Here is a 15,267-nt window from a genome sequence, read left to right as displayed (position 1 = left end):
AGGGAGGATTGCCTCTTTTTTAAAGATTATTTGAATAAATAGATTAAATGCTTTGAGCTGACTTAACATTATTGAATTGTATTTTAAATTAGTCATAAATAAAGCAGAATTTTAGCCTAATTTTATCAAACTGCAAGTTACAATTATTAAAATAACTTTAAGTAAATGAAAAGCATAGAGTATTATTTTTTAGACTTTATAAGTAATTTTTTACCGAAAAATAAACCTTATAGCGATTTTTATTAATAAATCTCTATTTGTTGCTGATAAATACATAACCTAACATGTCGAAAATTTGATATTCTTAATAATTAAATTTTTATTTTTAAAATTAATCCTACTCGCATGCAAAATAAGACACTTTTTACACCTTTAACCTTACCCAATGGCATTGAATTCAAAAACCGCATTGTAATGGCACCGATGACAACATGTTCAGGTTTTCATGACGGCAGCGTAACACAAGATATGATTGAATATTATCGATTACGAGCGGGGGAGGCAGCCGCAATTATTGTTGAATGTGGTTATATTGAAAAGCAAGGATTGGCTTTTCCTGGCGCGATTGGGTTGGATAGTGATGATAAAATCGAAGGGCTTGCTAAAATTGCGAAAGCAATAAAAGATAAAGGATCAAAAGCGATCATACAAGTTTATCATGGCGGTCGAATGGTCACCCCAAAATTAATCGGAGGTGATTTACCCGTTGCACCTAGCGCCGTTGCGGCACTAAGGCCCGATGCACCAATACCAAATGCGTTAACCTTTGCTGAAGTCGAAGCATTAATTGAGAAATTTACTCAAGCGATAAATAGAGCCATCTTGGCTGGTTTTGATGGTGTTGAAATTCATGGTGCGAATACGTATTTAATTCAACAATTTTATTCCCCTCATTCTAATAAACGACAAGATAAATGGGGAGGGAGCCGTGCAAAGCGCACTACATTTCCTTTAGCTGTTGTTGATGCAGCATTACAAGCAAAAACACGTTACCAGAAAAAACAATTTATCATCGGCTATCGTTTCTCGCCCGAAGAGCTTGAAACTCCCGGCATTTGTTTTGAAGATACACTTTATCTATTAAATAAAATCGCTGAAAAATCGATTGATTATGTGCATTTTTCGATGGGTACAACCATGCGATCATCGCTTATCGAAACACAAGATCCTACACCGCTAATTGAAAAATATATTGCTATGCGATCGGCAAAATTGGCAACGATCCCCGTTATTGGTGTTGGCAATGTCGTGAATCAATCTGATGCAAATAGTGCATTAAGCCAAGGTTATGATTTAATTGCTGTAGGGCGCGCTTTTATTGCTTATCCTGATTGGGTATCGCGCATTAAAAATAATCAATATTTATCACTTAAAATTGCCATTGATAAGCGAGATGAACTGGCGATCCCGACGCCACTTTGGCATTTCCCACTTGTTAAAAATTTAATTGTTGATGATAAAGGCGATAGCAGTAAAGTGATGCATGCTAAATTTAAACAAGGGCGTTTTCAATCAATTGTTGTTGAAGATCAGCATGAATTTGTGATCAATGTCGATTTAGGAAAAGACTTTATTGAAAATATGGAGTTAGTGAATAGTGACGTCTTTGATAAGCAAACAAATGATAATTTTAATTTGATTAAACAGCGTATTATTGATAGTAACAGTCCTCATGTCGATGTGATAGCAGGTGCAACTTCGCAAAGTGAAGCTTTTAAAAAAGCAGTAGTCAAGGCAATAACCCAATCTAACCATGAAGCCATCATAACTGCCGGGGTAGATTTACATAATCAATTTTATGATATTGTTGTTGTTGGCAGTGGCGGAGCCGGTCTTGCCGCAGCGATTCAAGCCCATGACTTAGGTTACAGTGTCACTATTATTGAACAAATGCCAGTGATCGGAGGCAATACAACTAAAGCCTCGGCAGGTATGAATGTAGCTGAAAGTCAATTTCAACATAAGCAAGGAATTAAGGACGATAAACAGCAATTCTATAATGAAACATTACAAGCAGGAAAAAATAAAAATAATCCAGAATTACTTCATTTTTTAGTTGAAAATGCCAGTTCAGCCCTAGATTGGTTAACCGACAAAGGTATTATTTTAAGTAATATTACAACAACTGGCGGTATGAGTGTTGATAGAACGCATCGACCTGAAAATGGGCAAGCTGTCGGCGGCTATTTAATTAGCGGTTTACTAAAAAATATTAATCAACGAGGTATTGATATTAAGTTAGAGACGGTTGCTGATAAGATTGTTTATAAAAATGATAACGTCGTGGCTGTTCGTGTAAAACAAATTGAAGGCGAATCTCGATTAATTCACTGCAAAGCGGTGATTATGGCAACAGGGGGGTTTGGGGCAAATAAAAAAATGATCTCGCATTTTTGTCCTGATTTAAGCGATTTTATTACCACAAATCATAAGGGCGCATTGGGTTCTGGTATTCATCTATTACAACAATTAGGCGCTGCAACGGTTGATATGAATGAAATTCAAATCCATCCAACTGTTGAACAATCTCGCCGTTTTTTAATCTCTGAATCGGTACGTGGCGCCGGAGCAATTTTAGTCTCTCAAGCCGGTGTTCGATTTGTTAACGAATTAGATACCCGTGATAAAGTCTCAGCAGAAATTAGACAATTACCAAACCAATATGCCTATATTATTTTCGATGAACAAATTCGACAAAGTAATAAAGCCATTGAGGAATATATTGCGCAGCAATTTGTTGTTGAAGCAAATAATATCGATGAGTTAGCCGATAAATTAGCAATAGATACAAAAGTGTTACAGCAAACGATCAAAAAGTATAATCAAGCTGTACAAAAACAACAGGATTTGGAATTTTGCCGTAATACAGGATTACGTCATCAACTTAATAGCCCATCTTTCTATGCGATAAAAGTTGCGCCAGGAATTCATCATACCATGGGGGGGGTGACAATAAATTCTCATACGCAAGTTTTAGATACAAAAGGCAATATTATTAAAGGCGTTTTTGCAGCCGGTGAAATTGTAGGTGGCGTTCATGGGGCTAATCGTATCGGTGGTAATGCTGTTGCAGATATTATTGTTTTTGGTTTAGAAGCGGGTAAAAATGCGGTAGATTTTATTGTGCATAATAATTCGATAAATGAGATAAGTACTAAAACTCAATGATACAGTTAAATAATTAGTGTAGTTAAAGAAATGACGAATAATACTTTGTTGACTAAGCAAAATACAGGTAATGATATTTTTGAATTTTCACAAATACTAATGGGCAGCCAGATCACACTACAATTATATGAAGCTGATAAAATAAATCCGTTAATGGTTGCAAGGATTTTTGCAACCATTCGATTACTTGAAGATCAGTTGACGGTGAACCGAGCTGCATCAGATGTGATGTCGATTAATCATTCAGCAGGAATTTGTCCAATAAAGGTTAATCCTCATGTATTTGCACTTGTAGAACAAGCTAAGAAAGCAAGTTTATTGCCAGAAAGTTGTTTCAATGTTGCCATTGGACCGCTCGTAAAATTGTGGAAAATTGGATTCTCGGGGGATTTGATCCCAGATTTAGAAGATATAAAGGCGTTATTACCGCTTTGTGATCCTAATGATATCGAGTTAAATCCTCAAGATAAATCAATTTATTTACGTAAACCTAATATGCAACTTGATTTAGGTGCAATTGCAAAAGGATATATTGCTGATGTTGTTAAAGCAATTTTACTAAAAAAACAAATCTCACAAGCTATTATAAATTTAGGCGGTAATGTATTAACGTTAGGCTTATCACCTATTAACGAAAACGGATATTGGCAGGTCGGTTTAAGGAAACCCTTTGCTACACAGCATGAAATTATCGGTAAAATTTTACTTATTGATAAAGCCATTGTAACATCGGGTATTTATGAACGTTATTTTATTCAAGATAAACATATTTATCATCATATTTTAAATTCTAAAACGGGTTATCCGCTTGATAATGATTTAATTAGTGTAACGGTGATAACTAAATCGGCTTTAGAAGCCGATATTATGTCTACCATTTTATATGGATTTGGGCTAAAACAAGCGCTTGAATTTTTACAATACAGGAAGCATTTAGCTGCTATTTTTATCACTAAACAAAATCAATTAATCTTAGCTAATTCTCAGCTTTTTATATTTGAGTTATTAGATAAAGACTATCAAATATCATATATTAATTAATTTGAATGGTAAGTTGCCAATGATTAACGTCTTGCCAATAACGCTGTTCTTGTTCTAAATCTAATAGAATCAATTTATTATTTTCAACAAATTCGCGTTTAATGGTAAGAATAAAGTGATTAATTTTGCCTGATTGCAGTGTTAAATTAAAATCTTCAAAATTAATCATGGCATTACGTTGATTATTGATCAAAATTGCTAATCTTAAGATTTGTAATAGCGGCATAATTTGCTTAAATTCGAATAAGCTAAAAAATGGAAATTCATCGATATGTAGGCTTTTACGGCAATTACGAACGAGAGTCGATAATAATAATTGTTGCTCTTCATTAAAACCCGGCATATTACTGTTCTTTAAGATATAACTTGAGTGTTTTTGAATAGCGCTAAAATTAATATTTAATCCTATTTCATGTAATTGTGCTGCCCAATATAAAATAGCTTCTAAATGTGGATTGATTTCTATTTGGGTTTGCTTTTGCCAAGCTAAATAAAAATATTTTGCAGCTAAGGTAACTAAATTAGCTTGTTTCTCGTCAATATTATATTGTTTTAATAGAGATTCAGCGGTGTTTTGCCTAATATCACGATAATTATTACCTTCAACGAGTTCGTATAAAACACCTTCGCGTAGGGCGCCATGACTATATTGCAATGTCTGTAAATTTAATGCGTCAAATACACCGCTAAAAATAGCCAAGCCACCGACAAAAACCGGTTGTCTTTCCTTCGACAGCGAAGGGTAGTTTAACTGCTCTACGTTTTGAACATCTAAAACATAATTAACTAAATCATCTAATCGTTGTTTAGTAATAATGCCATCATTTACTCCTATATCTAAAAGGATTTGATGTATACTTTTAATGGTGCCAGATGAACCAAAAGCAAGGCTAATATTTTGCTTTTTAATATAATTGATTATTGTTTCTAATTGCTGTTCTGCTGCCAGTTTTGCGCGTCTAAAATTGTCGGAGGTTATTTTTTTATCATTAAAAAATTGTTTGGTAAACGTGACACAACCCATCGGTCGGCTGATCACAAAATAAGGTTTAAATTCATTACCTTTACCAATTGCGATTTCGGTCGAACCACCACCTATATCAATAACAAAGGTAGTATCATTAGGCTCTGTTGATTCAGTTGTCATCGCACCCAAATAAATTAATCTTGCTTCTTCTCGTCCTGAAATGACTTCGATCGGGAAAGGGAAGATTTTAGAGGCTGCCGTTAAAAAAACATGTCTATTGCTTGCAGTTCTTAACGCGTAGGTTGCAATTACTCGGATATGGGTAATCGGAAAATTTTGTAATCTTTCGGCAAAAAGTGATAGACAATCTAACCCACGTTTGATACTGGATTCGCTTAATGAATTTTCTTGATTTAGTCCTGTTGCTAAATGAACATTCTGTTTATTTTTATAAATAATTTGATTTGCATTGTTTATATTTCGCACAATAATCATATGAAAACTATTTGAACCTAAATCAACAACAGCATATTCGTTAAAATTATTCATTATTGGCTTTCCTTTATCATTCAATATCTTCTTGTTCAGTATCTTCTAGTTTTTTTAGATAATCATAAATAACATATTGAGACCGTATTTTCTTTTTATTACCTCGTTCAACATATTTGTTGTTGTTATCTTTATTAATGATACGAGCTTTAACATTATCTTGGCTTTGGATCTCAAAGATCGAATTGATTGTTTCTTTAGCGATAGGATCGAGGATTTGTACGCCAACTTCAACGCGATTATCTAAATTGCGGGGCATCCAATCGGCTGATGAAATATAGGTATCTCGAAGACCATTATTTTCAAAAATATAAACACGAGCATGCTCTAAGTAACGATCAACTATACTTGTTACAAAAATATTTTCACTCATATTGGCCATTTCTGGTATAAGTACACAAGTCCCTCGAACAATCATACGGATTTTAACGCCCATATTTGAGGCATGATAAAGTTGATCTATCATTTCAAAATCAGTTATCGCATTTAATTTTAAATAAATGGCAGCAGGTTTTCCTTGTTTAGCATGAAAAATTTCGCGTTGAATTAATTCACCTAATCGTTGCCTTGTATTTTGTGGTGATACCAGTAAATAATGAAAGAAAAAAGGTTTGAATGGATTTTCGATAAATTTAAAGACTTTTTTAACTTCTTCCGTAATGGCTGGATCGGCGGTGATAAGTGAAAAATCAGTATATAATCGAGCTGTTTTTTCATTAAAGTTACCAGTTCCTATATGCGCATATCCCACAATTTGATCGTTTTCTTTGCGTTCAATTAAAAAAAGTTTGGCGTGGATTTTAAATTTTGGTTGTGAGTATATTACTTTTACGCCACTACTAATGAGTTTTTTTGCCCATCTTATGTTGGCTTCTTCATCAAATCTTGCTTGTAATTCAACAACAACTGTTACTTTTTTTCCATTATTTGCGGCATTGATGGCTGCATTTAAGAATCGAGAATCTTTGGCAACACGATAAATATTCATCCGAATATGTGTTACAGCTGGATCGAATGAGGCTTGGCGCATAATTTCAATGACATGTCCAAATGAATAATAAGGATAATAGAGTAAAACGTCTCTTTCACGTATAGCTTCAAAAGAATTACGATATTTTTTAAAACGTTTATAAGAAAGACTTGGCAGTTGCTTATTTAATAGATTTTTCATTCCTAACGATGGAAAATTAGCTAAATCTTTAAAGTTCGGATATCGCCCACCCGGCATAACATCATATTCACTTAATTTTAAACGGTTGATTAAAAGTTCAAGTAAGGGCTTAGGCATATTTTTTTGATAAATTAATCGAACTGGTTGCGCTGTTAAACGTTGTTTTAAGCCTTGTGACATTAGCTCTAATAAACTATCTAATTCGGTATTTAACTCATATTCTGCATTGCGATTAATTTTAAATGAATAAGCATTAAATTCATTCCCATCAAAAAATATTTTAAAAATATCGGGTAAACAATAACGTAAAATATTATCTAAAAAGATAATAGATTTTATTTTAGTGGAATGATCTGAAGGTAATAAAACAAAACGTGATATTTTATCAGTCGGTAATTCTAATAAGGCATAGTTTATATCATTGCCTTTTATAATTTCGACTGCTAAATAGGCATGATCATCTTTTAAAAATTGAATTAATTCAGAATGGTTATTGAGTAAAATAGGGGTAATATAGGGACGTAAATTTTGTTTGTAATATTCTTTTATCCATTCTTCTTGAAATGAAGTCAATTGTCTTTCATTAATAAGAAAGATTTGATTACGTGCCATTTCTAGCAATAAATCGTTATAGAGTTGATCAAATTGTAATTCCAGTTGAATGACTTTTTGGTTTACTTGCCTTAATAAATATTTGGTATTTGTGATAGAGGGTGAGCCTTGTTCTTGCTCGATTAATAAATATTTTTTTAAATTAGGAAATTGGACCTTATAAAATTCATCTAGATTATTGGAATAGATGCCTAAAAATCGGATGCGTTCAATTAAAGGGTTGGTTTTATCCGCCGCTTCTTGTAAAACTCGTTGATTAAAAGATAACCAACTTAACTCTTTAGGGAAATACATCTTATCATCATTCATTTTGTTGTCACTTTGAGCCCATCAAATATCATAAATATCTAATAACAGAATAACCTATGTCAAAAAAAAAGCCAGCAATTTGCTGGCTTCAAACAGCTTTTAATCAGTGATTATAAACGGTGTACAGATGTAGTGTTTGTTGTGCCACTAGGTACTAATGCACCTGAAACCATAACAATAATATCACCCGTTTGTAGACCTGCGACTTTAATCGCCATATCTTTACCTAAACGATAAAAATCATCTGTCGAATTAATACCATCAATAAGAACCGGTTCAACACCTTTTGATAAAGCGAGTTGATTCACAGTTTTTTGGCTAGAAGATAATGCTAAAATTCGAGCATGCGGGAAATAGCGACGTAATTCACGTGCTGATTTACCACTGCGAGTTGCCACAACAATTAACGGTGAATTTAAGCGTTCTGAAATTTCGACAGCACCACAACATACAGCAGCAGTTATACGTAATTTTTCATTAGCATTAATTTCTAATTGTGCTGGTAAAATACTATCAGTACGATCACAAATGGTTGCCATAACTTCAACGGTTTCTAAAGGATATTTTCCTTTAGCACTTTCACCCGATAACATAACTGCATCGGTACCATCAATAATCGCATTCGCAACGTCGCCGGCTTCAGCACGAGTCGGGCGAGGATTTTTAATCATTGAATCTAACATTTGGGTAGCAGTAATTACAGGTTTAGAGGCTTTAACACATTTTTTGATCATCATTTTTTGAGCAAAAATAACTTCTTCTACGGCAATTTCAACACCTAAATCACCTCGTGCAACCATAATTCCATCGGAAGCATCAAGAATTTCATCAAAATTATCTAAACCTTCTTGGTTTTCAATTTTAGAGATGATTTTAATATCTTCACCACCATGAGCTTTAAGATGTGCTCGAATATCTTCTACATCTGATCGTTTACGAATAAAAGAGGCAGCAATAAAATCAACACCTTGTTCACAACCAAAAATTAAGTCATTTTTATCTTTTTCAGCAAGGGCAGGTAATTTAATTGAAACACCAGGTAAATTAATGCCTTTATTTTCACCTAAGTCACCACTATTAAGAACGGTACAGATAACATCATTGCCGGAAATTTCTTTCACATCCATCGCAATAAGACCATCATCAACAAGTACTCGATTCCCTGGCTTAAGATCATGGGCAAAACCTTCATAAGTTACAGCAACTTTTTGCGCATTACCTACGACAGATTTATCTGTTGTAAAAGTAAAGGTTTGACCGGCAACTAATGAAACATCATTTCCATTTTCTAATTTAATGGTACGGATTTCTGGACCTTTAGTATCAAGCATGATTGCCGCTTTTTTTCCAGTTTCTTGCATGACTTCACGTAGGTTTTTAATACGACTACCATGTTCTTCATAATCGCCGTGGGAAAAGTTTAAACGCATGACATTCATGCCAGCATTTAATAACTTTGCTAACATCTCTTTAGATTCAGATTTAGGACCAATGGTGCATACGATTTTTGTCTTTTTCATAATGTTATCTACTTAAATTATCAATAATGGTTAAAATTAAAAACGAAACTTTGCTTGGTACACTATGTATTAGAAATATAGTTGTTAAATTATCTTAAAAAAAACCAATGCATTTGCATTGGTACAAGAAAACGTCAATGGTATTAAAAAACCACTAGCATTAAATTTAATATGATTTGAAGAAATCGAATAGTTAATAATCATTAATATTTAGTATACCTTGAGATAAATCTATTATAACTTTAAGCATGTTTTAAATAAAGAATTTTATGCAAATCAATCTAAATATAAATTACATTAAATCGCTTAATATATAATTAATTTGATGGTTTTTATTATATAAAATAAGCTGTTTATCATTAAGTTTTATCTTACCGCCATCTTTGAGTAAAGATTCTATAATCTCTCTGGATTTTTGTAAGTCATCGTCAAGACACGGTGATTTAATAATATTTAAGTTAGGGATTTTAAAAAATGAGCCTTCTAAAGTCATATTACCCGAAAAATAGTCACAAAAGTTACCGATAACATACATATTTTCACTAAATGTTAATTCACTAAGAATCGGAATTTCGGTTACGGGTTGATCATCAATGCGAGATAAAATAAATCGGTGATGCATCAGATTGTTTGCAGTAATGGTGGTATTTGACTGACAAGCTACAGTACTTAAGTTCATGGCAAAAAATAGGCATATCATAAATGCTTTTTGCATATAAGTTCCCTAATGCTGGATAAATTTTGTTATAATCAAATGAATTTTATTGAAACAATTATACGTAACCTCTTATGTTATCTCAATCCCAAATCCAATTATTTGATTCTATGACATTGGTGGATAAGCAAAAAATTCTCAATTATGAGCAGCTTCAAAATAAGCAAGTCGTAAATCATGCTAAAACGAAAGCAGACAGCGAACAGAACCATTTAAAAAATTTGCAGCAATTAATTGAAAATGCAACGTTACATTATCAATGCCGAAAAGAGAATGTTCCTACTCAAATTGATTATTCCAGTCACTTACCAGTTGTTGAAAAAAAGCAAGTTATCTATGAAGCGATTAAACAGAATCAAGTCGTAATTATTGCTGGCGAAACAGGCTCTGGTAAAACTACGCAAATCCCTAAAATTTGCCTTGAATTGGGGTTAGGTGTTAAAGGATATATTGGCCATACACAACCAAGGCGCCTTGCTGCTCGTTCAGTCGCAAACCGAATCGCTGAAGAGTTAAAAACATCGATTGGAGACGTGGTTGGCTTTAAAGTAAGGTTTTCAGATCAAGTTGGTGATAATACACTAATAAAATTAATGACGGACGGAATTTTATTGGCAGAAATCCAACAAGATAAACTGCTAAGACAATATGATACGATTATTATCGATGAAGCGCATGAGCGTAGTTTAAATATTGATTTTATTTTAGGATACTTAAAAAAATTATTACCACAGCGACCTGATTTAAAAGTGATTATTACCTCGGCTACAATTGATGTTGATCGTTTTTCTGCACATTTTAATCAGGCACCTATTATTGAAGTTTCTGGTCGAACTTTTCCTGTTGAAGTAAGATATAGACCAATTACATTACAAGAGATTCAAGATGAAGATGGTAAATCCGACACTGATTTGTCTGATAAGCATTTCCAGGCTATTTTATCAGCAATAGACGAATTAAGTTTAGAGAGTTATGGCGATATTTTGATTTTTCTAACAGGTGAAAAAGAAATTCGTGATGTGGCTGATTTATTAACTAAATCTCATCTCAAACATACCGAAATCTTACCTTTATATGCAAGATTATCGGCGACTGAACAAAATCGTATTTTTCAATCGCATCAAGATCGACGTATTATTTTAGCAACCAATGTCGCTGAAACATCATTAACGGTACCTGGCATTAAATATGTGATCGATCCCGGTTTTGCACGTATTAGTCGTTATAGTTATCGTACTAAAGTACAAAGATTACCCATAGAGCCCATATCACAGGCGTCCGCAAATCAACGAAAAGGACGTTCAGGACGTGTTTCAGATGGTATTTGTATTCGTTTATATGATGAACAAGACTTCTTATTGAGACCGGAATTTACTGATCCCGAAATTTTGCGTACTAATTTAGCTTCTGTGATTTTACAAATGATGGCGCTTGGATTAGGTAATATTGAAGCTTTTCCTTTTGTCGAAGCGCCCGATGCAAAATATATTCGTGATGGTATTCGTTTATTAGAAGAATTAAGTGCTATCTACCCGAAAAAAAATCAATATAAATTAACAGCTATAGGTCAAGTCTTAGCCAAATTACCGTTGGATCCTAAATTAGCTAGAATGCTTGTAGAGGCTCGCAAACTAGGCTGTTTGAAAGAAGTTATGATTATAACTGCTGCATTATCAATTCAAGATCCCCGTGAAAGACCGCTTGACAAACAGCAAGCGTCAGATGAAAAACATAAACGCTTTGCCGACAAACAATCGGATTTTATTTCGTTTGTGAATTTGTGGAGTTATATTGAAGAACAGCAAAAAAAATTATCAACAAATCAATTTAGACGCCTTTGCCAAAAAGATTTTTTAAATTATCTTCGAATTCGCGAATGGCAAGATGTATATACCCAAATAAGACAAACTGTTAAAGAGTTATCTTGGTCAATAAATAGTTTACCAGCAGAGTATCAAGCTTTACATATTTCTTTATTAAGTGGATTACTTTCTAACATTGGTATGAAAGAGCATGAAAAACATGATTATATAGGTGCTCGGAATATTAAATTTTCATTATTTCCCAATTCTGTATTATTTAAAAGCTTACCGAAATGGTGTTTTGTAAGTGAATTAGTTGAAACGAACCGTTTATGGGGACGAATAGCCGCTAAGATAGAGCCGGAGTGGATAGAAGGTGTTGCTAAACACTTAGTGAAATATAGTTATAGTGAGCCAAGATGGTCTAAAAAACAAGGTTTTGTCATTGCTAACGAAAAAGTAACCCTTTTTGGATTGCCTATTGTTATGAATCGTCCTGTAAATTATAGCAAAATTGATCCAATTATAAGTCGAGCTTTATTTATTCGGCATGCATTAGTCGAAGGCGATTTTTCAATTTCATATGATTTTTATAAACGAAACTTAAAATTAATACAACAAGTTGAAGAATTGGAACATAAATCAAGGAGACAAGATATTTTAATTGAAGAGGATGTCTTGATTGATTTTTATGATCAAAGGATAGATGACTCGATTGTTAATGCTAAACAGTTTGATAGTTGGTGGCAAAAAAAACAAATACAAGCTCCCAATTATCTTAATTTCAGTAAAGAAATGTTAATAAATTCGGCTGCATTAAAAATTACTGAACAAGATTTCCCTAATTTTTGGTATCAAAATAATCTTAAATTACCATTAACCTATCATTTTGATATTGGTCATAATCGTGACGGTGTCACAATTAAAATCCCAATTGATATACTTAATCAAGTAAAAAATGAAGGATTTGATTGGCAAGTTTCTGGTTTTCGCCAAGAACTTATTATTGCATTAATAAAAGCTTTACCTAAGAATCTTAGGCGTAATTTAGTTCCTGCACCAAATTATGCGCAAGCTTTTTTAGCTAGAGATAATCAGATTAATAAACCTTTATTAGAATCAATGGCAACGGAATTTCGTAAAATGACAGGAGTCACAATAAATAAAGAAGATTGGCAATTAGAGCAAATCCCTGATTATTTAAAAATGACGTTCTCAATCGTTGATAATAAAAATAAAGAAATTTTATCAGGCAAAGATCTATCGCAGATAAAAGAACAATTAAAACAAAAAATGCAACAAGCATTAACGCAAATTTCCAATCAAAAAGCCAGTAGTATCGAAAAAGATAATATTACCGATTGGGATTTTGATCGATTGCCCGAAGTTTATGAAGAAAAACATAATCATTATATTGTTAAAGCTTATCCGGCTTTGGTTGATGAGAAGGATTCGGTAAGTATTAAATTAGTGGATAATCCACAAGAACAATTTGCTTTAACTAAATTAGGTTTACGCCGTTTATTAATGATAAACATTCCTTCACCGATAAAATATTTGCATGAAAAATTACCTAATAAATCTAAATTAGGATTATATTTTAATTCGTTTGGAACTGTACTAAATTTAATCGATGATTGTATAGCTTGTGGTATCGATTATCTAATTGAAAAATTTGCTATAAAAATTGCTTCTAAACAAGATTATGATCAATTATTAACTTATACAAAAACACATATTAATGAAATCGTTATAGATATAGCTAAACAAGTAGAATTAATATTATCACTGCATTTTGCCATCAATAAAAAGCTAAAAGGGCGGGTCGATCTCTCTTTAGCTTATGCCTTATCGGACATAAAAAAACAACTCAACCAGTTAATTTACAAAGGATTTATTCAAGATTCTGGTTATGAAAAATTACCAGATATTTATCGATATTTGACAGCTATTGAAAAACGGATTGAAAAATTATCGATGAATATTCATAAAGATAGAGTCGCTATTAATGAGATTGAAGAGATTGAAAGCAAATATCAGAAATGGCAACAAGGCTTAATAGTGGGTAAATTTTTGCCTTCTGATATAAAAAATGTTGCTTGGATGATTCAAGAGTTAAGAGTTAATTTATTTGCACAGCAAATAGGAACATCTTATCCCATCTCGGCAAAACGTATTTTACAACATATGATAGAATTAACTAAAAATTAATGGATATTAAAAATTTTAGTTTGAATTTTAAAACACCAATAATTGGCTCATTTACAAAATAAAAAAGGGCATAAGCCCTTTTTTATTTTGTACTATTTTTTATATTAACGGTATAGATCAACAAAAACGGTTACATTAGGTCCACTGGTATCTTGGCTAACTCGAGAGATATGGTAATATTTCGCACCTTTATCGATAGCTCTTTTACCTGCTTGATATGAAACTTCTTGCGAAGTGACATAATAACCTTTAAATTTAATAGTATCAAAGGGTACCATTTTAAGTGCTGTTGCATCATTTAATTCTTGAATTTTTCGCCCATCTGGAAGAGTGACAGTGTAACGATTTGTTGTTTGCGGAGCTGCGACAGTATCTGCCGTATTCATTACATCAATTTCTGTTTTTGTTTCAACAGGTTTATCAAAACTATCAACTGTATCAGATTTATTTACAATTGCTGTATCTTCTTGTGAAGAAGATGATGAGGTCGGTTTTTCAATAATTTCATTATTAAACTTTTGCGCATAAAAATTTTCATTAAAATCTGATGAAGAGTAATAACCGGGTTTCTCGACTTGCATTGCCGCTTCACCACCTTGCGCTAAAGCGGCTCGACCAGCTTCGGAATCATAAGGAATCGCATTTTCAGGTTGTATTTTTCGTTCAACGGCATCTTTTTTAAATAAATAGGCTGTCAATATTACATTACTTCCCATTTCTTGACGTCCATCAATATAAAACGCATAAGCATCTTTAGAGGCAGCTTCTTTGCCCATGGCATTATTTATGTCTATCTCGGTTGGAAAATATCCTCGAAGACGAACAATATCAAAAGGTTCTAATCGAATAGCAGTTTGTTTTGGATATTCATAAACGCCATTAAACTGGCGAAACTTTTCAGTTTCTTGAATTTTTTCAGATGCATCTGCTTTATATAAATTAGCATAAACAATTCGTAATGAATCGTTAGAGGGGCTTATATTAGTAGTTGTAATGTAAAAAGAAGCCGCACCTTGTTTATCTGCAACTTTCGATACTGCATTTACATAATCTGTATTTGTATAAAAAGCGCCACGGACGTTAATTTCTTTAAATGGTTGTAATTTATTGGCTTCTTCTAATGTTAATTGTTTTGCTGCAAAAGAAGAAAAGGGGATTAGAGCAAAAGATACTGCGATAAATGTTTTCTTGAGTAATGCCAT

General features: G+C 32.9%; 8 protein-coding genes. 3 read left to right on the top strand and 5 right to left on the bottom strand.

Going from position 1 to position 15,267, the window contains the following annotated elements; translation table 11 throughout:
- The first annotated feature begins 345 nt into the window (after positions 1 to 345).
- Both ACSYSW_RS05975 and ACSYSW_RS05970 read left to right on the top strand, forming a co-directional pair.
- Positions 346 to 3,168 (top strand): flavocytochrome c, encoded by a 2,823-nt coding sequence (locus tag ACSYSW_RS05975; RefSeq protein ID WP_491705929.1) that lies wholly within the window; start codon positions 346 to 348, stop codon positions 3,166 to 3,168.
- 30 nt (positions 3,169 to 3,198) lie between these two features.
- On the top strand, positions 3,199 to 4,209 hold the full coding sequence (locus ACSYSW_RS05970) for an FAD:protein FMN transferase (protein ID WP_491706181.1): 1,011 nt from the start codon (positions 3,199 to 3,201) through the stop codon (positions 4,207 to 4,209).
- Here the strand turns inward: ACSYSW_RS05970 and ACSYSW_RS05965 are convergent.
- From ACSYSW_RS05965 to ACSYSW_RS05950, 4 genes are all read right to left on the bottom strand, one after another.
- On the bottom strand, positions 4,202 to 5,725 hold the full coding sequence (locus ACSYSW_RS05965) for a Ppx/GppA phosphatase family protein (RefSeq protein WP_491705931.1): 1,524 nt from the start codon (positions 5,723 to 5,725) through the stop codon (positions 4,202 to 4,204). The genes ACSYSW_RS05970 and ACSYSW_RS05965 overlap by 8 nt on opposite strands.
- Positions 5,726 to 5,741: 16 nt before the next feature.
- On the bottom strand, positions 5,742 to 7,817 hold the full coding sequence (gene ppk1, locus ACSYSW_RS05960; protein ID WP_491705932.1) for a polyphosphate kinase 1: 2,076 nt from the start codon (positions 7,815 to 7,817) through the stop codon (positions 5,742 to 5,744).
- 110 nt (positions 7,818 to 7,927) lie between these two features.
- Positions 7,928 to 9,337: a pyruvate kinase PykF gene (pykF, locus tag ACSYSW_RS05955; protein ID WP_491706180.1), complete on the bottom strand. Its 1,410-nt coding sequence runs from the start codon at positions 9,335 to 9,337 to the stop codon at positions 7,928 to 7,930.
- Positions 9,338 to 9,629: 292 nt separating this feature from the next.
- Positions 9,630 to 10,052 (bottom strand): META domain-containing protein, encoded by a 423-nt coding sequence (locus tag ACSYSW_RS05950; protein ID WP_491706179.1) that lies wholly within the window; start codon positions 10,050 to 10,052, stop codon positions 9,630 to 9,632.
- 74 nt (positions 10,053 to 10,126) lie between these two features.
- On the opposite strand from ACSYSW_RS05950, the gene hrpA reads away from it, so the two are divergent.
- Complete coding sequence (gene hrpA / locus ACSYSW_RS05945) at positions 10,127 to 14,065, top strand: ATP-dependent RNA helicase HrpA (protein ID WP_491706178.1); 3,939 nt, start codon at positions 10,127 to 10,129, stop codon at positions 14,063 to 14,065.
- Between the two features lie 104 nt (positions 14,066 to 14,169).
- Here hrpA and ACSYSW_RS05940 read toward each other — a convergent pair whose 3' ends face one another.
- Positions 14,170 to 15,267 carry a YdgH/BhsA/McbA-like domain containing protein gene (locus ACSYSW_RS05940; protein ID WP_491706177.1) on the bottom strand — a complete coding sequence of 366 codons (1,098 nt, stop codon included), beginning with the start codon at positions 15,265 to 15,267 and terminating at the stop codon, positions 14,170 to 14,172.

Source organism: Gilliamella sp. ESL1225 (assembly GCF_058502635.1).
This window is presented reverse-complemented; position numbering and strand designations above follow the sequence as displayed.